Origin of the sequence: Pseudomonas sp. Leaf59 (genome assembly GCF_920984685.1) — a bacterium.
GTDB lineage: Bacteria > Pseudomonadota > Gammaproteobacteria > Pseudomonadales > Pseudomonadaceae > Aquipseudomonas.
Window position 1 is genome coordinate 34,420 of sequence record NZ_CAKLBR010000021.1, and the last position, 20,963, is coordinate 55,382.

Sequence of the window (20,963 nt, forward strand, 5' to 3'; positions counted from 1 at the left end):
TCTGGACGAGCGGGTGGCGCGGTTCTACAGGGCATTGGCGCGCCAACCACAGGAAAAACGGCCTCATGTGAGTATCGGTCATTGCCCACAGGCGGTGGCTGAGGGAAAATGCCGGTCCTTTTTTGCGTTTCTTTTAATCACTCACTATTCAGAATCCTCAGGAGAACAGCGATGCCCAGCCGTCGTGAGCGTGCCAACGCCATTCGTGCCCTCAGCATGGATGCCGTGCAAAAAGCCAACAGCGGCCATCCCGGTGCCCCGATGGGCATGGCGGATATCGCCGAGGTCCTTTGGCGTGATTACCTGAAGCACAACCCGAGCAATCCCTCCTTCGCCGACCGTGACCGCTTCGTGCTGTCCAACGGCCACGGTTCGATGCTGATCTATTCGCTGCTGCACCTGACCGGCTACGACGTCACCATTGACGACCTCAAGAGCTTCCGCCAGCTGCACAGCCGCACCCCGGGTCACCCGGAATTCGGCTACACCCCGGGCGTCGAGACCACCACCGGTCCCCTGGGCCAGGGCCTGGCCAACGCCGTGGGTTTTGCGCTGGCTGAAAAAGTCCTGGGCGCGCAGTTCAACCGTCCCGGCCATGACATCGTCGACCACCACACCTATGTGTTCCTGGGTGATGGCTGCATGATGGAAGGCATTTCCCATGAAGTCGCCTCCCTGGCCGGCACCCTGGGCCTGGGCAAGCTGATTGCCTTCTACGATGACAACGGCATCTCCATCGACGGCGAAGTCGAAGGCTGGTTCACCGATGACACCCCGAAGCGTTTCGAAGCCTACAACTGGCAGGTGATCCGCAACGTCGACGGCCACGATCCGGAAGAGATCAAGACCGCCATCGACACCGCGCGCAAGAGCGTGCAACCGACCCTGATCTGCTGCAAAACCACCATTGGTTTCGGCTCGCCGAACAAGCAGGGCAAGGAAGACTGCCACGGTGCCCCGCTGGGTGACGCGGAAATCGCCCTGACCCGCGAAGCGCTGAAGTGGAACTACGGCCCGTTCGAAATTCCGGCCGATATCGCCGCCGAATGGGACGCCAGGGAAAAAGGCCTGGCAGCTGAAGCCGAGTGGGACCAGCGTTTTGCCGCCTACTCCGCCGAATTCCCGGAATTGGCCAACGAACTGGTACGTCGTCTGGCCGGTGACCTGCCGGCCGACTTCTCGGAAAAAGCCTCGGCCTACATCGCCGAAGTTGCGGCCAAGGGCGAGACCATCGCCAGCCGTAAAGCCAGCCAGAACACCCTGAACGCCTTTGGTCCGCTGCTGCCCGAGATCCTCGGCGGCTCGGCCGACCTGGCCGGTTCCAACCTGACCCTGTGGAAAGGCTGCAAAGGCGTGTCGGCCGAAGACGCCAGCGGCAACTACATGTACTACGGCGTGCGCGAGTTCGGCATGAGCGCCATCATGAACGGCGTGTCCCTGCACGGGGGGCTGGTGCCTTACGGCGCGACCTTCCTGATGTTCATGGAATACGCGCGTAACGCCGTGCGCATGGCCGCGCTGATGAAAAAACGCGTGATCCATGTGTACACCCACGACTCCATCGGTCTGGGCGAAGACGGCCCGACGCACCAGCCGGTCGAGCAACTGACCAGCCTGCGGACCACGCCGAACCTGGATTGCTGGCGCCCGGCCGACGCGGTGGAATCTGCGGTGGCCTGGAAGCATGCCATCGAGCGCAAGGACGGCCCTTCGGCGCTGATCTTCTCGCGTCAGAACCTGCAGCATCAGGTGCGTACCGACGCACAGATCGCCGACATCAGCCGTGGTGGCTACGTGCTCAAGGACTGCATCGGTGAGCCAGAGCTGATCCTGATCTCCACCGGTTCCGAAGTGGGGCTGACTGTGCAGGCCTACGACAAGCTGACCGCGCAAGGCCGCAACGTACGTGTTGTGTCCATGCCGTGCACCAGCGTGTTCGAAGCCCAGGACGCTGGCTACAAGCAATCGGTATTGCCGTTGCAGGTCAGCGCGCGTATCGCCGTTGAAGCGGCACACGCCGACTACTGGTACAAGTACGTGGGCCTGGAAGGCCGCGTGATCGGCATGACCACCTACGGTGAGTCGGCGCCGGCGCCAGCGTTGTTCGAAGAGTTCGGTTTCACTCTGGAAAACATCCTGGGTCAGGCTGAAGAGCTGCTGGAAGACTAAGGCTGTAGATTGAGGTGGCTGTGCTGGCCTCTTCGCGAGCAAGCCCGCTCCCACACTTGAATGGGTTCACAGTTCCATTGTGTGAACCCGATCAAAATGTGGGAGCGGGCTTGCTCGCGAAGGCGGCGGCACATTCACCCCTTCACCCAAGTTGATCGAGAACCCCATGCCCCAACCGCGTCCCTACAAAGTTGCACTCAACGGCTACGGCCGCATTGGTCGTTGCGTCTTGCGTGCGCTGTTCGAGCGAGGGGCGGCAGCCGGGTTCGAGATTGTCGCGATCAACGATCTGGCCGACATGGCCAGCATCGAATACCTGACACGCTTTGACTCCACCCACGGCCGCTTTCCCGGCGAAGTGCGGGTTGAAGACGACTGTCTGCATATCAATGGCAACTGCGTGCAGGTATTGCGCAGTGCCACCCCCGAAGGCATCGACTGGAAGGCACTGGGTGTCGACCTGGTGCTGGAATGTTCCGGTGTCTATAACACCCGCGCCGACGGCCAGCGTTTTCTCGACGCCGGCGCGCCGCGTGTGCTGTTTTCCCAGCCGATGGCCAGCGAGGCGGATGTCGACGCCACCATCGTCTACGGCATTAACCAGGACTGCCTGACCGGCGCCGAGTTGCTGGTGTCCAACGCGTCCTGTACCACCAATTGCAGCGTGCCGCTGTTGCGCCTGCTGGACCGGTCGATTGGCATCGATTACGTGTCGATCACCACCATTCACTCGGCGATGAACGACCAGCCGGTGATCGATGCCTACCACCATGAAGACCTGCGTCGCACGCGCTCGGCGTTCCAGTCGGTGATCCCGGTGTCCACCGGCCTGGCCCGTGGCATCGAGCGATTGCTGCCGGAACTTGCCGGGCGAATCCAGGCCAAAGCCGTACGGGTGCCGACGGTAAACGTGTCTTGCCTGGACATCACCCTGCAGAGCATCAGCGACACCGATGCCGCGGAGGTCAATCGGATACTGCGCGACGCTGCCACCCGCGGCCCGCTCAAAGGCCTGCTGGCCTATACCGAGTTGCCCCACGCCAGTTGTGATTTCAACCACGACCCGCATTCGGCAATCGTCGACGCCAGCCAGACCCGCGTCTCCGGCCCTCGGCTGGTGAATATCCTGGCCTGGTTCGACAACGAATGGGGCTTTGCCAATCGCATGCTCGACGTTGCCCAGCACTACCTGCAAGTGGCCTCACCCCAACAACCTCAACAGTAATTCAGGAACTGCGACCCATGACCGTGTTGAAGATGACCGACCTCGATCTGCAAGGTAAGCGCGTACTGATTCGCGAAGACCTCAACGTCCCCGTCAAGGACGGTGTGGTCACCAGCGATGCGCGAATCCTGGCCTCGCTGCCGACCATCAAGCTGGCTCTGGAAAAAGGCGCGGCCGTGATGGTCTGCTCCCACCTGGGTCGCCCGACCGAAGGTGAGTTCTCGGCTGAAAACAGCCTCAAGCCGGTGGCGCAATACCTGAGCAAGGCCCTGGGCCGTGACGTGCCGCTGGTGACCGACTACCTGGACGGTGTCGACGTTAAAGCCGGCGACATCGTGCTGTTCGAAAACGTGCGCTTCAACAAGGGCGAGAAAAAGAACAGCGACGAACTGGCCCGGCAATATGCGGCGCTGTGTGATGTGTTTGTGATGGACGCCTTCGGCACCGCTCACCGCGCAGAAGGGTCGACCCACGGCGTGGCCAAGTTCGCCAAGGTTGCCGCGGCTGGCCCGTTGCTGGCCGCTGAGCTGGACGCACTGGGCAAGGCCCTGGGCGCTCCGGCACAACCGATGGCCGCCATCGTCGCCGGCTCCAAAGTGTCCACCAAGCTGGACGTACTCAACAGCCTGAGCCAGATCTGCAACCAGTTGATCGTCGGCGGCGGCATTGCCAACACCTTCCTCGCCGCCGCTGGCCACCCGGTGGGCAAGTCGCTGTACGAACCGGACCTGCTCGACACCGCCCGCGCCATCGCCGCCAAAGTCAGCGTGCCGCTGCCAGTGGACGTGGTGGTGGCCAAGGAATTCGCTGAAAGCGCCGAAGCCACCGTCAAACTCATCGCCGACGTGGCCGATGACGACATGATTCTGGATATCGGCCCGCAAACCGCGGCCAACTTCGCTGAACTGCTGAAGGCGTCCCGGACCATTCTGTGGAATGGCCCGGTCGGCGTGTTCGAGTTCGACCAGTTCGGCAACGGCACCCAAGTACTGGCCAAGGCCATCGCTGAAAGCTCGGCATTCTCCATCGCCGGCGGTGGCGACACCCTGGCCGCCATCGATAAATATGGCGTTGCTGATCAGATCTCCTACATTTCTACCGGTGGCGGCGCGTTCCTCGAGTTCGTCGAGGGCAAAGTCCTGCCGGCCGTTGAAGTGCTGGAAACCCGGGCCAAGGGCTGAGGCCTGCCATGATCCGGAAAAGGAGCATTCCCATGATCAAGTCGTTGGCATGGGTGATCGCAGCGGGCCTGTTGGCCGGCTGCGGCAGCACGCCAAGCGTTGCGCCCGAGGCAGAAAAGCCTGGGGCTGCGCCGAAAAAAAGCTGCTACCAGGCCGACTGGCAAGCCGAAACCATGCCGGTGATCAACAAGCGCATCGGCAATGAACGGCTGGAACAATACGACGCCGCGCCCAACGGTCAGGAACAGGGTTGCCCATGACGGGTCTGATCAACTAACCGACAGCAGTGGCGGCCCTTGGGCCGTCGTTCGAGGAGTGGTAATGAAAGGCGTATTCGCCCTGGCAGCCCTGGCCTTGTTGGCCGGTTGCAGCAGCATGAACATGTTCAACAAGGCGCCAGAGCCGGCAGACAAATGGACCACCTGGACCTGCGACAGCAAAGCCGAGGTCAACTGGCGCTTTGCCAATGCAGCCCGTTCCGAAGTGGATGTGCGCCTTGGCGGTTCGGACCAGGTTTATCGCCTCAAGCAAGAGGTTGCCGCCTCGGGTGTTCTGTATAGCGACGGCCAATTGGCGTTTCATACCAAGGGTGAGGAAGGCCTGGTTTACTGGGTCGCCACCGATGATTTGATCGGAAGGGGCTGCAAAGCCAACTGAATCCGACAGCTATAACGATTCAGCAGGCCAGGCTTAACCCCTTGATCTGCAATAACTTGAATAGCAGCCGCCGCTACGGCAGGCTTGCACGATTAACGACCCTCTACCGGGAGAGACAACACAATGGCACTTATCAGCATGCGTCAAATGCTGGACCACGCAGCCGAGTTCGGCTACGGCGTCCCAGCCTTTAACGTCAACAACCTCGAGCAGATGCGCGCCATCATGGAAGCCGCTGACAAGACCGACTCCCCCGTGATCGTCCAGGCTTCGGCCGGTGCCCGCAAATACGCCGGTGCGCCTTTCCTGCGTCACCTGATCCTCGCCGCCATCGAAGAATTCCCGCACATCCCGGTGTGCATGCACCAGGACCACGGCACCAGCCCTGACGTGTGCCAGCGCTCCATCCAACTGGGCTTCAGCTCGGTCATGATGGACGGCTCCCTCGGCGAAGACGGCAAGACCCCCACTGACTACGAGTACAACGTACGCGTCACCCAGCAAACCGTGGCCATGGCTCACGCCTGCGGTGTTTCGGTGGAAGGCGAGCTGGGTTGCCTGGGTTCGCTTGAAACCGGCATGGCCGGCGAAGAAGACGGCATCGGCGCCGAAGGCGTACTGGATCACAGCCAGATGCTGACCGACCCGGAAGAAGCCGCTGATTTCGTGAAAAAGACCCAGGTCGACGCCCTGGCCATCGCCATCGGCACCAGCCACGGCGCCTACAAGTTCACCAAGCCGCCGACCGGCGACGTATTGGCCATCGACCGCATCAAGGAAATCCACAAGCGCATCCCCAACACCCACCTGGTGATGCACGGTTCTTCCTCCGTGCCGCAGGAGTGGCTGGCGATCATCAACCAGTACGGCGGCGACATTAAAGAAACCTACGGCGTGCCGGTTGAAGAAATTGTCGAAGGCATCAAACACGGCGTGCGCAAGGTCAACATCGACACCGACCTGCGCCTGGCCTCCACCGGCGCAATGCGTCGCCTGATGGCCACCAACCCGAGCGAGTTCGACCCGCGCAAGTTCTTCGGCGCCACCGTGACCGCGATGCGCGATGTATGTATCGCTCGCTATGAAGCCTTTGGTACGGCGGGTAATGCTTCGAAGATCAAACCGATTTCGTTGGAAGCCATGTATCAGCGGTATTTGAAGGGTGAGTTGAACGCCAAGGTGAACTAGGCCTTAGGTATCAAAAAAAGCCCGCATGATGCGGGCTTTTTTTATGCATACGGACACTCATGAAAAATGAGTGTCCGCCGTACGGGGTGTAACCAGATTAGTTTTTGAGTAGCCTAACTGCGATGGCATCAGGCGAGTATTGGCGAGCTGCTTAAGTAACTTTTTTGCTGCGCCAGTATTAGCTTAAATTAATAGTCATACTGGGTCCCCAGGACGATGCACTGTTTGCGAGTCTACATTGTGCGGTAATGGCTATGGTTTCAGGGCCCTGAAATCTTAATGTGGCAGAAAAGTGACCGTTTTCGTCACAGAAAACACTGGCCAATTCGTATCCGTGATTCGCAATACAAATACTCACGTTAGTGCGAGGTTCTCCTACGCCTGTAACAGGTACATTCGAGTGCGGGTGTGTGCTATGAGGCTCTGGGGACGTAAAGTACGGTGCAATAGTCATGGGATTCTTCCTGATGAGATTTTTTTAAGTCGTCTATCAAGGCCGGTACGACACGATCACCGCCACGTCTGAGCATATTTATTGTGGGGGGCGTGTTCCACTGTGAGTTATGACAGTTCTTTATAATTTTTAGACGCCTGCATTCCGAGATTTAGTCGGAATCTTCATAAAGGCAGGTGTGTCGATATTTGAAGATGGATCCGCGGGATACGGCGCCGTATTCGAGCAACCGCGAATTATCCTGGCAGGCATGGAAAGATGCCTGAACATTAAATATCTTGTAGGGTGAATCCCGTCAGGCATTGATTATTTTCTATTTTTTATGTGCGCCATCCAAGGTGTGATTTTATTCATCTCGAATAGTTTAAGTTCGTGTTTTGAACGCGCATTGAATCTATTTGATGATGGAGAGTTAGTGATGGGATATATCAAAAAAGCCGCTGTCATGATGGCGTTGTTGACAATAGGCACGGAAGCCTTTGCGAAGGAGCGGGTATTCACCGCGTCTGTTGATGCAAAGGGCGTAATAACCGCCCAATCGCCTCTGTGGATAAAGGACGTTAAGTTAACCGCTCAGCCTGATTACTTTTCAGACTACAAGGTCAGATTTGTTCCCGGGACGTTTAAGGAGGTTCCGCGTTTCTGTACGGTCTCGGTCACCGATGTCAGCTCCAATGATCACATTTTCTACGGACACGCCAAGTTGGGCAGCGTTCCGGCGATTAATTACGTTAACGTCTTGACGCTCAAGGTGGGCGACAACAAGCCGGCCGGTGATTCGTCAATGGGCTTCATGTTGATGTGCGTTGAATAATGTGATCTGACTGAGAAGCCCCGCTATTCACGGGGCTGCTTCCTGGCGTCACTCGTGATCAATATCCAGCTTCGCAAACTTCACCCGCGCGCCTTCCTTGCTGTCGCCGCTGTTGTCCTGCACGTACACCCCCGCCTTGAAGTACAAAGGCTTTGCGCCCCATGCCGCGCCGATACGCTCGTTCCATTGCCCGTCGGCGGCCTCCACGCTGAGTAGCCCTGCCTTGTTGAGGTTGATCACGTAGGTAAAGCTCTTGTCCAGCGGCACGTTGGTGGCGACGGTGATCACGCGGCTTTCGTCGTCGTCCGGGCGCATGCGCACTTTGGCGACAATGTTGCCGCTCTGGGTTTTTTCCTTGAACTGGTATTCCAGCTTGATCAGCGGTTTCTGGCTGTCGTAGGCATGGATCTGGCCGATCACGACCTTGCCGCTGGAGGGCACCTGGTTCACTTCCAGAGTGGCGCGCAGGAAGTTGTCGGCATCGGGATAGTTCCAGTTGCGCAGGCGGCCGTCGGCGTAGGTTTCGCGCAGTTCGCTGCGGGGGTAGATGGCATTGTCGGTGCGCGTGCCGGTTACCGGTGTCCAGAATTGCACGTTGCTGCCTTCAGCCTGAAAGTACTGGTCCTTGAAGCCGTTCATCAGCTTGGGGGTGTCGATGGTCGAGGGGGGCGAGCCTACCGGAATGCTCAGGTTCCAGGTGGAAAGGTCGATCATGGTGTTGGCCTTTTAAGGAAAGAGAAGGCTTTAGCCCGAGGGCTCCAGAGTTTATTTATAGGCGGAACTCACCAGGTTGTTAATTATTTTGTGGCAAATTTCTGGCGTCAAAGGAATACCAAAAAGCCATGTTCCCGTACCCCGTGGGGTGTAGCGCTCGACCGTTAGTCGGCTTCCCCGGCTTTGGCGCAATGATGGCACCTGCGTCACTTCTGATTTGCAGGTTCCAAGGCTAGAGTGAGGCCTCAGTATTTGTCCGGGTTTTCTGTCGGAAGTGACCGGGTCAGTTCCTAAGGAAGAGACGTAGCATGGAATGCGCTCCACACCACCGCGATGGCAGTTCGGTTCTTCTGGTGGTCGATGATTACCCGGAAAACCTCATCAGCATGCGCGCGCTGTTGCAGCATGACGATTGGCAGGTGATAACCGCCGATTCCGGTGTGCAAGCGCTGGGACTGTTGCTGGAGCACGACGTCGATCTGGTCTTGCTGGACGTGAAGATGCCCGGCATGGACGGCTTTGAAGTCGCTCGCCTGATGCGCGGCAGCCAGCGCACCTGCATGACGCCGATCATCTTCCTGAGTGCCAACGCGCAGTCGCCGGCCTCCGTGCTGGAGGGCTACGCCAGCGGTGCCATCGACTACCTGTTCAAGCCCTTCGATCCGCTTATCCTCAAGCCCAAAGTCCAGGCGTTGCTCGACCACCAGCGCAACCGCCGGGCCTTGCAGCGTTTGAGCCATGATCTGGAGCTGGCCCGCGCGTTCAACGCCTCGGTGCTCGACAACGCCGCCGAGGGCATTCTGGTGGTCGGCGAGGACGGCGTGATTCAGTACGCCAACCCGGCGATCTCGCGTCTGCTCAACGCCACCACCGATGAGCTGCAGGGCCAGGAGTTTCTGCGCTTTCTGCAAAAACCCCATGTGCCGGCCTGGTTCGATTCGCAGATGTACGCCGGTTACCGCAGCGGCGAAACCTGGCGCCTGCACGATGCGATCCTGCGTACCAGCCGAGGCCAGCAGGTGCCGGTGGCGTTGTCCTGCGCGCGCCTGCCCGCCGAGCAGAAGGCCATGGTGGTGACGGTGCTGGACATGTCCGAAGTGCGTCACCTGCATCAGCAACTGGAGTTCCAGGCCGTTACCGACCCGTTGACCGGGCTGTTGAACCGTCGTGGTTTTCAACAGGCGGTGGACAGCATTCTGCTGCGCGGCGAACGCAGTGAGGCGTCGCTGGTGCTGCTCTACCTGGACCTCGACGGGTTCAAGCGGGTCAACGATTCGTTGGGCCATGATGCCGGTGACCGGGTGCTGCGCTGGGTGTCCGAGCAGATCAAGGCATGCCTGGGCTCGTGCGACCTTCTCGGGCGCATGGGTGGGGATGAGTTCACCGCGTTGCTGGAGCTGGAGTTCCCGGAACAGGCGGCAAAGATCTCAGAGAAGCTGATCGAACGAGTGTCTGTTTGTCATCAGGTTGATGGTTTGGATGTGATGCTTGGGGTCAGCATCGGCATTGCTACGTTTCCCGATTGTGGCTCGGACCTGAACGGCCTGCTGCGCGCGGCCGACATTGCCATGTACGAAGCCAAGCGCGCGGGACGTCAGCAATATCGCTATTACGACCAGGAAATGAACGGTCGCGCACGTTCGCGCCTGATGCTGGAAGACAGCGTTCGCACGGCAATCCACAACAAGGAATTCACCCTGGTATACCAGCCCCAGGTGTCCCTCGACGCCGGTCGTTTGCGCGGCGTCGAAGCGCTGTTGCGCTGGCAGCATCCCAGCGTCGGCGACGTACCGCCGGGGCTGTTTCTGCCGCTGCTGGAAGAAGCGCGGCTGATCAGCCAGTTGAGCGCCTGGATTTACCAGCAAGTCGCCGCGCAACGCCAGGCCTGGCAGACCTGTTTCGACGGTGAACTGGTGCTGAGCGTGAGCCTGAGCGCAAGTCAGTTCAATATGCCCAACCTGGCGACCCAGTTGCAGCAGGTGCTTGACCGACATGGGTTGCAGGGCCGTCAGATGGAGGTGGAAATCAGCGAAGACAGCCTGATGAGCAACCTCGAAGAATCCATCAAACAGCTCAAGCTGTTGCGCCGCATCGGTGTACGGATTGCCCTGGACGACTTCGGTTTGGGCAACTGCTCACTCGCCCACCTGCGCGATCTGGCGTTCGACACCCTCAAGCTGGACCCGCAATTGGTCGCCCGGCTGCCGGATTCGGCGCGGGATGCAGCGATGGCCCGCAGCATTATCGAGCTGTGCACGCATTTCGACGTGCTGGTGGTAGCCGAGGGCGTGGATACCCAGGCGCAGGCCGATTGGCTCAAGGCCAATGGCTGCCGGTTCATTCAGGGCGCATGGGCATCAAAGCCCTTGATGGCCGATGAGGTCGTTGACTGGGCACGCGCTCGGCAACGTTGAATTCGCTACACTGGCGCCCATCCCAAGCCTGTTGCAGACCTCAATGACCACCCTGAAATACCTCCAGGCCTACCCAGCGGCCCTCCAGGAACACGTTCGCCAATTGATCGCCAGGGACCAATTGAGCGCCTACCTCGAGCAACGCTACCCCGAGCGCCACGCCGTGCAGAGCGACAAGGCGCTGTATGCGTACGCCCTGGCCTTGAAGCAGGAGCACCTGCGCAATGCGCCGGCCATCGACAAGGTGCTGTTCGACAACCGCCTGGATCTCACGCACCGCGCCCTGGGCCTGCACACCACGATTTCCCGGGTGCAGGGAGGCAACCTCAAATCCAAGAAAGAGATTCGCATCGCCGCGCTGTTCAAGGAAGCGGCGCCCGAATTTCTGCGCATGATCGTGGTGCACGAGCTGGCGCACTTCAAGGAATCGGACCACAACAAAGCGTTCTACAAACTCTGCGAGTACATGATGCCGGGCTACCATCAGGTGGAATTCGACCTGCGGGTGTACCTCACCTGGCGCGATTTGCAGGGCAAGACTTAAGCACAAGGCGAACGACCATGGACGTGAGCAAGACCAAGAGCAGTTTCTACCGCCGCTTGTATGTGGCCTACCTGATCGACAGCGGGCAGGCCAGCAGCGTGCCGGCGTTGACCGAACTGACGGGCATGCCGCGCCGCACCGCCCAGGACACGATTGCGGCGTTGGCGGATCTGGATATTGTGTGTGAGTTCGAGCAGGAAGACGGCGCCCGCAACCATGCGGGGTGCTATCGGGTGCGCAGTTGGGGGGCGATAGACCGTCAGTGGATCGAGGCAAATCTGGCGTCGATCAAGCGGGTGTTGGGGTATCCCTGAAGCTGGCGGTGGTTGGGCTGACGCCATCGGGAGCAAGCCCCCTCCCACATGTTGACGTGTGAACACCTTTAAATGTGGGGGGCTTGCTCCCGATAGCGCCCTCAGGCACGCCGCATACCCCTATGTGGAATCCCATCCTCCAGATACTGCTCCCCCTCTGCCACAAACCCATACCGCCCGTAATACCCCTGCAGATGCGCCTGGGCCGATAGATAAATCGGCGTATCCGGCCAGATAGGCTCAATCTGCCTGAGTGTTTCCTCCATCATCTGGTGTCCCAACCCCGTACCGCGCGCCGAGGGCGCCACGACCACCCGGCCGATGACCACATCGCCGCCTTGCAGCGCTGGGTCAAGCAGGCGCAGGTAAGCCACCAGTTCATCGCCTTCCCAGGCCATCAGATGATGGGTGTCACCGTCCAGGTCCTGCCCGTCGATGTCCTGATAAACGCACTGCTGCTCAACGACGAACACCTCGCAACGCAGCCGCAGGATGGCGTACAGCTGCTCCTTGCCCAGGTCGGTGTGATGCTTGCAGAGCCAATCCACTGTCATGATAGATGTCCGATAAGTGCCTGGCGCCGATAGTAAGCGGGACGAGCGTTCGTGTCTAAATCAGCTATTTTTGTGAATGACCTCAATTTGCCATCATTGTCTGGGTGCGCCGCCGGTCAGTTTGTGTAATCTGAGCTACTGTTACAGCCTCAGGATTGCCCTGCGCCAGGGCCAAAGCCTGCCTGCCAAGGATTTTGAGCATGCCGCGATTCTCTCGTGCCGTTGCTTTATTTGGAGTGTTGTTGCTGGCCCAGCCCCTGTACGCGCAGCGCTTGCGCCTGACTGCAGATGCGTGGCCGCCGTTTACCGATGCCACGCTGGTCAATGGCGGCCTGGCCACCGATATCGTCACGACTGCTCTGGCCCGCGCCGGCTACGCCAGTGACTTCGAGCAGGTGCCCTGGGCCCGTGCTCTCAAGGGCGTGGGCGATGGGCGTTATGACGTGCTGATCAACGCCTGGTATGACGAGGCGCGCACGCAGTTGGGGCAGTTTTCCGCCGAGTACCTGCTCAATCGCGTGCGATTCATCAAGCGCCGCGAAGACCCGATCGAGTTCGAGAACCTGGCGCAACTGCACGAGGCACCCATCGCGGTAGTGCGCGGCTATGCGTATTCGACGGCGTTCGATGCCGACACGCAGTTGCAGAAAATTCCGGTGCACAACTTCGCCATGGCCGTGCGCATGTTGGCGGCCGAGCGGGTGCGGCTGACGGTGGAGGATGAATACGTGGCGCGCTTTTACCTGGCGCGTGAATCCGCGCGGGTGCGCAATGCAGTGGAGTTTCTGCCCAAGCCATTGAGTGAAAACAGCCTGCATATCCTGGTGAGCCTGAAGAACCCCGAGCATGCGCAGATTGTGGCCGGGTTTGATCGCGAGATTGCCAGGATGAAGGCGGATGGCAGTTATGCGCGGTTGATGAAACAGCACGGGATGTAATGTTCTTGAGGACCAATCGGGAGCAAGCCCTCTCCCACAGTTGAAAGGTATTCACACATCAAACTGTGGGAGGGGGCTTGCTCCCGATAGCGATTCAAGCCGCGCGGGTATCCTTGATCAAATGCGCCGCCAACGTGCGCAACGGCCCCAACTGCCGGCAAATCAACGCCAACTGCGTCTGCACCAGTCGCTGCCCTTCATCGATTTCATCCGGCATCTGCTCAAGCTGCGCCGCCAGGGCTTCCTCTGCATCGCTTTGAATCGCAATCGGTTGTTTGTTGGCCAGGCCGCTGGCGATTTCATCGATGCTCGCCGCGAGGCTGTCGCCCGCACCGTCGATCAACTGCTCGCGCATCTGCGGCGGCAGTTGCGTGTCGCGGTGTGCGCCCAACCCCGACAAATAGCTGAGCAAGGTGTGCGACAGCACCAGAAAGCGGAAGCCCACGTCGGCTTCCTTACGAAAGTGCCCCGGCTCCATCAGCATGTTGGCCAGCGTGGTGGACAGCGCCGCGTCGGCGTTGTGCGCGTTGCGTCGGGCCAGGCGGTAGGCCAGGTCGTCGCTCTTGCCGGCGGCGTATTGCTGCATGATCTGGCGCAGGTAGATGCTGTTGCAGGTCAGGGTGTTGGCCAGCACTTTGTTCAGGCGCCGCCCCTGCCAGTCCGGCAGGAACAGGAACACCGCCAGGCCCGCGATCAGGCTGCCCAGCAAGGTATCGAACAGCCTTGGCAGAAACAGCCCGTAGCCATCGCCCACCTGGTTGAAACAAAACAGCACCATCAGCGTAATGGCCGCCGTGGCCAGGGTGTAGCGGGTGGTACGGTTGATAAAGAACACCAGGCCGGCGGCGATGGCGAACATCGACTGCACCAGAGGGCTGGGGAACAGGTCGAACAGCGCCCAGGCCACTGTGAGGCCGATGGCCGTGCCGATGATCCGCTGGCCGAGCTTGCGCCGCGTCGCGCCGTAGTTGGGTTGGCAAACGAACAGCGTGGTGAGGATGATCCAGTAACCCTGGGACGCGTGAATGGCATGCAGGGTGGCGTAGCCGATAGTCAGCGCCAGGGACAGGCGCAACGCATGCCGAAACAGCAGCGATGTTGGCGTGAGCTGGGTGCGCAGGCGTGTCCACATTTCCCTGAGGTTGCGCGGCGCGCGGTCCAGCAGGTTGCTGTCGGTGGCGTCGGCCAGGGCGTCAGGGTTGCTGGCGTCGCCGAGCAGGCGGTCGAGGGTCGACAGGTTGGCCGCCAGGGCCCGCAGCGAACGCAGCAGGCCGCGCCAGGCCGGATTGCTCTGCAGGCGCAGGTGTTCCAGCGAGGCGTTCAGGTCGCCGAGGGCCTCGGCGAAACTGTCGTCATAGATGAACGGCTGGCGCAGTTGGATCGACTCGCCGAGCGCCTGGCAGGCCTTGCCCTGCTGACGCAACAGGCGCTGGCAGCGGAACAGCACGTCACTGTGGAAGAACGCCTCGGCCAGCGCGTTATACGGGTAGTGGGACGAACTGGCGCGTTCGTGGATGTCCTGGGCGAGAAAGTACAGCTTGAGATAACGACTGACCTTCGAGCCCGGTCGACCATTGCCCACGCGGTGCAGGATGATTTCCTTCGCGGCGTTCAACGCGGCAACCACCCGGCCATTCTGCTGCGCCAGTTCCAGGCGGCGAGCTTCCACATCCAACTGACGGATCGGTTCGAACAGCGACGACTTGAGTTTGAGATAGCGGCCCAACTCACGAAACAACCGCGCCAGGCTCTGCTGCACCGGCTGATTGGAAAACAGCGCCTGCCATAACACCGACAGCACGCCGTACCAGGCCGCGCCGGCCACCAGCAGCGCCGGCTCGTGCCAGAAGTCGGTGACCGCGCCGCCGCGCTGGTCCACGCCGATCATGGTGTACACCGACAGAATCAACGTGGCCGAAGCGATCGCGCCATAGCGTTCGCCCAGCGCGCCGAGCATGGTCAGGCAAAACGTCGCCAGGGCGAGCGAGAGGGCGAAAAACCAGGGGTAGGGGAACAGCAACTCCACCGACAGCGCGGCGATGCTGAAACACACCAGCGTCACCGCCAGGGCGTTGAGGCGGCCCTGCCAACTGTCGTCGGTCTCGGCCAGCGCGCTGGCGATGATCCCCAGGAACAACGGGATCAGCAGCGCCATTTCATTCTGATACCAGCACAGCGCCATGCTGCCGGTGAGGGCGATGAACACCCGAATGCTGTAGCTGAATTTATCCAGCGCCCACAGGCGCCGCAGGGAGTGCTTGAACGAGGTCGATGACATGAAGTCGGGCGTCTTCCGGAGCGATGTCGCTAAATTGAGCCAGTAATGACGCCACGGCAAGGGCGGTGATCACATCAGAGGGCAAAATATCTCTCAGGCACACCACAAACCAAATGTGGGAGGGAGCAAGCCCCCTCCCACATTTGATCGAGTACATCCTTCAGGCGTACTGCGCCGCCGCATAACCCGACGCCCAGGCCCACTGGAAGTTGAACCCGCCCAGATGCCCGGTCACGTCCAGCACTTCGCCAATAAAGTACAGGCCCGGGCTTTTCAGGGATTCCATGGTCTTGGACGAGACTTCTCGCGTATCCACCCCGCCCAGCGTCACCTCGGCGGTGCGATAGCCTTCGGTCCCCGCCGGCACCAATTGCCAGTTGCCCAACTTGTTGGCGATGTCGGCAATTTCGGCATGGGTGTACTGCTTCATCGGCTTGGACGCAAACCAGGTGTCCGCCAGCAGGTTGGCCATCTTCTTGGTGAAAATTTCGCCCAGCAGGGTTTTCAGCTCGCTGTTGGGGCGCTCGGCCTGTTGCGCTTGCAGCCAGGTGTGGGCGTCGTGGTCGGGCAGCAGGTTGATCTCCACCGTGTCGCCGGATTCCCAGTACGAGGAAATCTGTAAAATCGCCGGCCCACTCAGGCCACGGTGAGTGAACAGGATGTTCTCGCGAAAGCTCTGGCCGTTGCAGCTGACCAGGCAATCCACTGAGGTACCGGACAGCTCGCCGCACAGGTCCTTGAGCTGGTCGGTGATGGTGAACGGCACCAGCCCGGCGCGGGTTGGCAGCAGCTCGTGGCCAAATTGCTTGGCCACTTGGTAACCAAAACCGGTCGCGCCCAGTGTCGGGATCGACAAGCCGCCCGTGGCGATCACCAGGGATTCGCAGTGCAGCTCGCCCAGGGTGGTCTGCAACCGATAGCCGTTGTCGACCCTGGCGATGGTTTCGATCGAGGTGTCCAGGTGCAGGCTCACACCGGTCTGGATGCATTCGTCGAGCAGCATGCCGAGGATGTCGCTGGACTTGTTGTCGCAGAACAGCTGGCCGAGTTTCTTCTCGTGGTACGGCACACCGTGTTTGGCCACCAGCGCGATGAAATCCCACTGGGTGTAGCGCGCCAGGGCGGACTTGCAGAAGTGCGCGTTGTGCGAGAGAAAGTTGGCCGGCTCGGTGTACATATTGGTGAAGTTGCAGCGGCCACCGCCGGACATCAGGATCTTTTTGCCGGCCTTGTTCGCGTGGTCCAGCAACATGACCTGCCTCCCGCGCCCGGCGGCGGTCAGTGCGCACATCAAGCCTGCGGCGCCGGCGCCAATGATCACAACTTCGGTCGAGCGCACAGCCATGTCCTCACAAAAATATTGATCTGAAATGCAATCAACACTGTGGGAGGGGGCTTGCTCCCGATTGCAGTGTGTCAGTCAGAGCATCTGCAACTGAATACACCGCTATCGGGGGCAAGCCCCCTCCCACAGGGGGTCTCCACCTGGATGGGAGAGGGTCTTACAGGATACGCACGCGCAGCGAGCGGCCCTTGATCTTGCCGTCGTTCAAGCGCTGCAGCGCCTGTTTGGCGATGCCGCGTTCCACGGCCACGAAGGCCTGGAAATCAAAGATCGCGATCTTGCCGACCTGGGCACCCGGGATGCCCGCATCACCGGTCAACGCGCCAAGGATGTCGCCTGGACGCACTTTGTCCTTGCGCCCTGCGGCGATGCACAGGGTGCTCATCTGCGGCAGCAACGGACCTCCGCTTTGCGGCTTGAGGTTGTCCAGTTGGTCCCAGTTCAGCGGCGACTTCTGCAGTTGCTCGATGGCCTGGGCACGGTGCGCTTCGGACGGCGCCACCAGGCTGATGGCGATGCCGGTCTCACCGGCGCGGCCGGTACGGCCCACGCGGTGGATATGGATTTCCGAGTCGCGGGCCAGTTCGACGTTGATCACCATGTCCAGCGCGTCGATGTCCAGGCCGCGCGCGGCCACGTCGGTGGCGACCAGCACCGAGGTGCTGCGGTTGGCGAACATCGCCAGCACCTGGTCACGGTCGCGCTGTTCCAGGTCGCCGTGCAGGCCGACCGCGGAAATGCCCTTGGCGGTCAGGTGATCCACGGTTTCCTGCACTTGCTGCTTGGTAAAGCAGAACGCCACGCACGACGCCGGGCGGAAATGCGCCAGCACCCGGGTCACGGCGTCCATGCGTTCTTCCGGCGAGATCTCGTAGAAACGCTGCTCGATCTGGTCATCGGAGTGGAACGCTTCGGCTTTCACCTGTTGCGGCGCGCGCATGAACTTGGACGCCAGTTGCTTGATGCTCACCGGGTAGGTGGCCGAGAACAGCAGGGTCTGACGGCGTGGCGGGGTCTTGCTGATGATGTCTTCGATGGCGTCGTAGAAGCCCATGTCGAGCATGCGGTCGGCTTCGTCGAGGATCAGCGTGTTCAGGCCGTCGAGCACCAGCGAACCCTTGCGCAGGTGTTGCTGGATGCGCCCCGGGGTGCCGACGATGACGTGGGCGCCGTGCTCGAGGGAGGCGATCTGCGGGCCGAGGGACACGCCGCCGCACAGGGTCAGCACCTTGATGTTGTCTTCGGCGCGGGCCAGGCGACGAATTTCCTTGGCGACCTGGTCGGCCAGCTCACGGGTGGGGCACATCACCAGCGCCTGGCAACCGAAGTAGCGTGGGTTGATCGGGTTCAGCAGACCGATGCCGAAGGCGGCGGTCTTGCCGCTGCCGGTCTTGGCCTGGGCAATCAGGTCCAGTCCCTTGAGGATCACCGGCAAGCTTTGCGCCTGGATCTGCGTCATCTCGACGTAACCCAGCGAGTCGAGGTTAGCCAGCATGGCGGCGGACAGGGGCAAAGTATTAAAAGCGGTGGCGATGGTAGTCACGGGACTGGCTCTGCAAAACAAAATGTCGCGCAGTGTAGCAGCCCTGTGAAATTTTCCCCGCAAGTTCTAGACGAGACGCCCGTCAGTGCTCGAGATCGTGTTCGCGGTTGATCGCCCGTTTGCCGTCGCTTGGCGACAACTGCAGGAAGATCGCGGCCGCCAGCATCGCCATGATGCCCACCGTGAGGAAGGTCAGCTGGAATGCGCCAAGTACCGTGTTCACGCCATCGTTGCCGGCGTCGGCGGTGAACCCGCCGAGCAGCGCACCGGCGCAGGCCACGCCCAGGCTCAGGGACAATTGCGCGACCACCGACAGCAAACTGTTGCCGCTGCTGGCCTGGGCGTCATCGAGGTCGATCAGGGTGACGGTATTCATCGCGGTAAATTGAAACGAGTTGATCGCCCCCAGCACCGCCAGCATGGCCAGCAGCAGCGGGTAGGGCGTCTGCTCGCTGACCAGGCCCATGCTCGCCAGCATCAGGCCCAGCGCCAGGGTGTTGCCGGTGAGCACCGCGCGATAACCCAGGCGCTCGATCAGCGGCCGTGCGATGGACTTGGCGAACATCGCTGCCGCCGCCAGGGGCAGCATGCTCATGCCGGCCTGGGACGGTGAATAACCCAGCGCCACCTGCAACAGCAGCGGCACCAGAAAGGGCAGGGCGCCGCTGCCCAGGCGCGCGAACAGGTTGCCCAGGATGCCCACGGCAAAGGTGCGGGTCTTGAACAGCACCGGCGAAAACAGCGGATTTTCGATATGCCCGGCGCGCAGCCAGTACGCCGCCAGGCACGCCAGCCCGCCGAACAGCAGGAGCATCACGCGCAGGTGCGGCAGGTGCAGTTCGCCCAGGCCTTCCATGGCGATGGTGATCAGCACCATCGCCGCGCCAAACAGCACAAAGCCCATACCGTCAAATCGCGTGCGCTCGCTGCCGCGCAGGTCGGGGATGAATTTCCACACGGCGAAGCAGCCGATGATGCCCACCGGCAGGTTGATCAGAAAGATCCAGTGCCAAGTCATGTATTGCACCATCCAGCCGCCCATGGTCGGGCCGAGCAGTGGACCGAGCAGGCCGGGAATCGTGATGAACCCCATGATCCGCACCAGCTCGGAGCGCGGGTAGGCGCGCAGCACCACCAGCCGACCGACCGGCAGCATCAGCGCGCCGCCCAGGCCCTGCACGACCCGCGCGCCCACCAGCATGCTCAGGCTGCTGGACAGTGCGCACAGCAGCGAGCCGATGCTGAACAGCATGATTGCGCCGAAGAAGATTTTCTTGGTGCCGAAGCGGTCGGCGATCCAGCCCGACGCGGGGATCAGCAAGGCGACGGTGAGCATATAGGCGATCACCACCCCTTGCATGCGCAGCGGGTTTTCCGCGAGGTCCTGGGCCATGGCCGGCAGGGCCGTGTTGAGAATCGTCCCGTCCAGCGACTGCATGAAGAAGGCAATCGCCACCACCCAGGGCAGCCAGCGAGCGGTCTTGGCATCGAGAGGAGCGCGGGTCGGCATGGCAGTCCTTTGGTTAGCTGGCTATGTATCGCCGATTATGCGCCATCCGCCGCGTGTTTTCCCATTGGCGGTTCGTCTAATTCCGACAGCGTCGCGTGTTTGCCGACCAAAAAGTCCAACAGCGCCCGGTGCACTGCCGCTGCCGCCTCGCGCGATTCCAGATCGAGCAGGTGGCCGGTGTGTTCGGCCACGGCAAAGCTGCTGCGTCCCACGTATTGCTTGAACAAACGGGCGTCGGCGGCCGGCGTGTAGGCGTCCAGCGCGCCGTTGAGAAAATGCACCGGCGTGTCGATCTGGCGCAGCGCCGGCAGGTAGTTGCCATCGCCCAGTGCCAGCACCTGGTGGATGTGAAAACGCGCCTGGCGGTACTCGGTGGTCGCCATGTTCGACAGGTGGCGGTGGTTGTTGCGCTTGAGGCGCGGCGACAGGTACTGGCCGACCGTCTCGTTGAGCAGATGGCCGACGGCGGATTTGTCATCGGCCTCGATCAGCACGCGCACGCGTTCCACGTAGTCGAGCATCACGGGGTTGAGGTTGGGTGCCAGGGCCATCACCACCGAGCTTTCGATGGACGGCGGGTTATGGGCCAGGGTCAGCAGCGTGGAGATACCGCCCCAGGACGCCGACACCAGATGGTTGACCGCAAAGCGCTCCACCAGCGCACGCAGGATGTGCACCTCGTCGTCTTTGGTCACCAGGTCGAGGTCGGTGTTGTGTTCGCGCGAGTAACCGGAGAACGGCAGGTCGAACAGCAGCACGTTGAAATGTTCGGCCAGGCACTTGCTGGTGCGCGCAAAGGAGCGCGTGGTGGACAGCGCGCCATTGACCATCAGCACGGTTTTCTGTTGCGGGTCGTTGCCCAGTTGCTCTACGTGAATGTTGTAATGCTTGAACAGCTTCTCTATGACGAAACTTCCATGATTCATCGTCGCACTTCCTGTGAGGTGGCGGTCTGCCACTAACCGTTATAGCGAGCTTTTCAGCAGGCGACAACAGGCTGCACGGGGAGTCATGCAAGTTCGGAAGGAGATGTCAGAAGCAACGCAGGACACTGTGGGAGAGGGCTTGCTGCCGATGGCGGTGTGTCTGTCACCGCATGCATGACTGATACGCCGCCACCG

General features: G+C 60.9%; 18 protein-coding genes. 11 read left to right on the forward strand and 7 right to left on the reverse strand.

Annotation, left to right across the window (positions count from 1 at the left end; translation table 11 throughout):
* Positions 1-171: 171 nt before the first annotated feature.
* The 7 genes from tkt (at position 172) to LUB09_RS19825 (ending at position 7,688) form a co-directional block, all read left to right on the forward strand.
* Positions 172-2,169, forward strand: coding sequence for a transketolase (gene tkt / locus LUB09_RS19795; protein WP_209985808.1), 1,998 nt, complete (start codon positions 172-174; stop codon positions 2,167-2,169).
* Positions 2,170-2,335: 166 nt separating this feature from the next.
* On the forward strand, positions 2,336-3,394 hold the full coding sequence (epd, locus tag LUB09_RS19800) for an erythrose-4-phosphate dehydrogenase (RefSeq protein ID WP_209985805.1): 1,059 nt from the start codon (positions 2,336-2,338) through the stop codon (positions 3,392-3,394).
* 17 nt (positions 3,395-3,411) lie between these two features.
* Positions 3,412-4,575, forward strand: a complete 1,164-nt coding sequence (locus tag LUB09_RS19805; RefSeq protein ID WP_231423494.1) for a phosphoglycerate kinase — start codon at positions 3,412-3,414, stop codon at positions 4,573-4,575.
* A gap of 32 nt (positions 4,576-4,607) precedes the next feature.
* Complete coding sequence (locus LUB09_RS19810; protein ID WP_209985799.1) at positions 4,608-4,835, forward strand: hypothetical protein; 228 nt, start codon at positions 4,608-4,610, stop codon at positions 4,833-4,835.
* Between the two features lie 61 nt (positions 4,836-4,896).
* Positions 4,897-5,232 (forward strand): MliC family protein, encoded by a 336-nt coding sequence (locus LUB09_RS19815; RefSeq protein ID WP_231423495.1) that lies wholly within the window; start codon positions 4,897-4,899, stop codon positions 5,230-5,232.
* Positions 5,233-5,355: 123 nt separating this feature from the next.
* Positions 5,356-6,420, forward strand: a complete 1,065-nt coding sequence (gene fba / locus LUB09_RS19820) for a class II fructose-bisphosphate aldolase (protein ID WP_003234513.1) — start codon at positions 5,356-5,358, stop codon at positions 6,418-6,420.
* An 872-nt stretch (positions 6,421-7,292) separates the two neighbouring features.
* Entirely contained in the window at positions 7,293-7,688 is a 396-nt protein-coding gene (locus tag LUB09_RS19825) for a hypothetical protein (protein WP_231423496.1), read from the forward strand.
* 48 nt (positions 7,689-7,736) lie between these two features.
* Here LUB09_RS19825 and LUB09_RS19830 read toward each other — a convergent pair whose 3' ends face one another.
* Positions 7,737-8,402 (reverse strand): polysaccharide lyase family 7 protein, encoded by a 666-nt coding sequence (locus LUB09_RS19830; protein WP_209985789.1) that lies wholly within the window; start codon positions 8,400-8,402, stop codon positions 7,737-7,739.
* Between the two features lie 308 nt (positions 8,403-8,710).
* Here LUB09_RS19830 and LUB09_RS19835 point away from each other — a divergent pair, with 308 nt between their 5' ends.
* From LUB09_RS19835 to LUB09_RS19845, 3 genes are read left to right on the forward strand one after another with little or no spacing between them, the layout of a single operon-like run.
* Positions 8,711-10,816 carry a putative bifunctional diguanylate cyclase/phosphodiesterase gene (locus tag LUB09_RS19835; RefSeq protein WP_209985787.1) on the forward strand — a complete coding sequence of 702 codons (2,106 nt, stop codon included), beginning with the start codon at positions 8,711-8,713 and terminating at the stop codon, positions 10,814-10,816.
* Positions 10,817-10,859: 43 nt separating this feature from the next.
* Entirely contained in the window at positions 10,860-11,360 is a 501-nt protein-coding gene (locus LUB09_RS19840) for a M48 metallopeptidase family protein (RefSeq protein ID WP_209985783.1), read from the forward strand.
* Positions 11,361-11,377: 17 nt separating this feature from the next.
* Positions 11,378-11,674 carry a winged helix-turn-helix domain-containing protein gene (locus LUB09_RS19845; RefSeq protein WP_209985779.1) on the forward strand — a complete coding sequence of 99 codons (297 nt, stop codon included), beginning with the start codon at positions 11,378-11,380 and terminating at the stop codon, positions 11,672-11,674.
* A gap of 101 nt (positions 11,675-11,775) precedes the next feature.
* Here LUB09_RS19845 and LUB09_RS19850 read toward each other — a convergent pair whose 3' ends face one another.
* Positions 11,776-12,228 carry a GNAT family N-acetyltransferase gene (locus LUB09_RS19850; protein ID WP_231423497.1) on the reverse strand — a complete coding sequence of 151 codons (453 nt, stop codon included), beginning with the start codon at positions 12,226-12,228 and terminating at the stop codon, positions 11,776-11,778.
* Between the two features lie 200 nt (positions 12,229-12,428).
* Here LUB09_RS19850 and LUB09_RS19855 point away from each other — a divergent pair, with 200 nt between their 5' ends.
* Complete coding sequence (locus tag LUB09_RS19855) at positions 12,429-13,166, forward strand: substrate-binding periplasmic protein (RefSeq protein WP_209985772.1); 738 nt, start codon at positions 12,429-12,431, stop codon at positions 13,164-13,166.
* Between the two features lie 94 nt (positions 13,167-13,260).
* Here the strand turns inward: LUB09_RS19855 and yccS are convergent, their stop codons facing one another.
* The 5 genes from yccS to LUB09_RS19880 all read right to left on the reverse strand — a co-directional run bounded on the left by yccS (position 13,261) and on the right by LUB09_RS19880 (position 20,768).
* Complete coding sequence (yccS, locus tag LUB09_RS19860; protein WP_231423498.1) at positions 13,261-15,444, reverse strand: YccS family putative transporter; 2,184 nt, start codon at positions 15,442-15,444, stop codon at positions 13,261-13,263.
* A gap of 160 nt (positions 15,445-15,604) precedes the next feature.
* On the reverse strand, positions 15,605-16,783 hold the full coding sequence (locus tag LUB09_RS19865) for an NAD(P)/FAD-dependent oxidoreductase (RefSeq protein WP_231423499.1): 1,179 nt from the start codon (positions 16,781-16,783) through the stop codon (positions 15,605-15,607).
* Between the two features lie 163 nt (positions 16,784-16,946).
* Positions 16,947-18,284 carry an ATP-dependent RNA helicase DbpA gene (gene dbpA / locus LUB09_RS19870; protein ID WP_231423516.1) on the reverse strand — a complete coding sequence of 446 codons (1,338 nt, stop codon included), beginning with the start codon at positions 18,282-18,284 and terminating at the stop codon, positions 16,947-16,949.
* Positions 18,285-18,414: 130 nt separating this feature from the next.
* Positions 18,415-19,842 (reverse strand): multidrug transporter subunit MdtD, encoded by a 1,428-nt coding sequence (mdtD, locus tag LUB09_RS19875; RefSeq protein ID WP_209985764.1) that lies wholly within the window; start codon positions 19,840-19,842, stop codon positions 18,415-18,417.
* Between the two features lie 35 nt (positions 19,843-19,877).
* Positions 19,878-20,768, reverse strand: a complete 891-nt coding sequence (locus tag LUB09_RS19880) for an alpha/beta fold hydrolase (RefSeq protein WP_231423500.1) — start codon at positions 20,766-20,768, stop codon at positions 19,878-19,880.
* Between the last annotated feature and the right edge of the window lie 195 nt (positions 20,769-20,963).

Excerpts from the sequence above, each read along its gene's own strand:
- tkt (WP_209985808.1), top strand. The coding sequence starts at position 172 with ATGCCCAGCCGTCGTGAGCGTGCCAACGCCATTCGTGCCCTCAGCATG.
- epd (WP_209985805.1), top strand. The coding sequence starts at position 2,336 with ATGCCCCAACCGCGTCCCTACAAAGTTGCACTCAACGGCTACGGCCGC.
- LUB09_RS19805 (WP_231423494.1), top strand. The coding sequence starts at position 3,412 with ATGACCGTGTTGAAGATGACCGACCTCGATCTGCAAGGTAAGCGCGTA.
- LUB09_RS19810 (WP_209985799.1), top strand. The coding sequence starts at position 4,608 with ATGATCAAGTCGTTGGCATGGGTGATCGCAGCGGGCCTGTTGGCCGGC.
- LUB09_RS19815 (WP_231423495.1), top strand. The coding sequence starts at position 4,897 with ATGAAAGGCGTATTCGCCCTGGCAGCCCTGGCCTTGTTGGCCGGTTGC.
- fba (WP_003234513.1), top strand. The coding sequence starts at position 5,356 with ATGGCACTTATCAGCATGCGTCAAATGCTGGACCACGCAGCCGAGTTC.
- LUB09_RS19825 (WP_231423496.1), top strand. The coding sequence starts at position 7,293 with ATGGGATATATCAAAAAAGCCGCTGTCATGATGGCGTTGTTGACAATA.
- LUB09_RS19830 (WP_209985789.1), bottom strand. The coding sequence starts at position 8,402 with ATGATCGACCTTTCCACCTGGAACCTGAGCATTCCGGTAGGCTCGCCC.
- LUB09_RS19835 (WP_209985787.1), top strand. The coding sequence starts at position 8,711 with ATGGAATGCGCTCCACACCACCGCGATGGCAGTTCGGTTCTTCTGGTG.
- LUB09_RS19840 (WP_209985783.1), top strand. The coding sequence starts at position 10,860 with ATGACCACCCTGAAATACCTCCAGGCCTACCCAGCGGCCCTCCAGGAA.
- LUB09_RS19845 (WP_209985779.1), top strand. The coding sequence starts at position 11,378 with ATGGACGTGAGCAAGACCAAGAGCAGTTTCTACCGCCGCTTGTATGTG.
- LUB09_RS19850 (WP_231423497.1), bottom strand. The coding sequence starts at position 12,228 with ATGACAGTGGATTGGCTCTGCAAGCATCACACCGACCTGGGCAAGGAG.
- LUB09_RS19855 (WP_209985772.1), top strand. The coding sequence starts at position 12,429 with ATGCCGCGATTCTCTCGTGCCGTTGCTTTATTTGGAGTGTTGTTGCTG.
- yccS (WP_231423498.1), bottom strand. The coding sequence starts at position 15,444 with ATGTCATCGACCTCGTTCAAGCACTCCCTGCGGCGCCTGTGGGCGCTG.
- dbpA (WP_231423516.1), bottom strand. The coding sequence starts at position 18,284 with ATGCTGGCTAACCTCGACTCGCTGGGTTACGTCGAGATGACGCAGATC.
- mdtD (WP_209985764.1), bottom strand. The coding sequence starts at position 19,842 with ATGCCGACCCGCGCTCCTCTCGATGCCAAGACCGCTCGCTGGCTGCCC.
- LUB09_RS19880 (WP_231423500.1), bottom strand. The coding sequence starts at position 20,768 with ATGAATCATGGAAGTTTCGTCATAGAGAAGCTGTTCAAGCATTACAAC.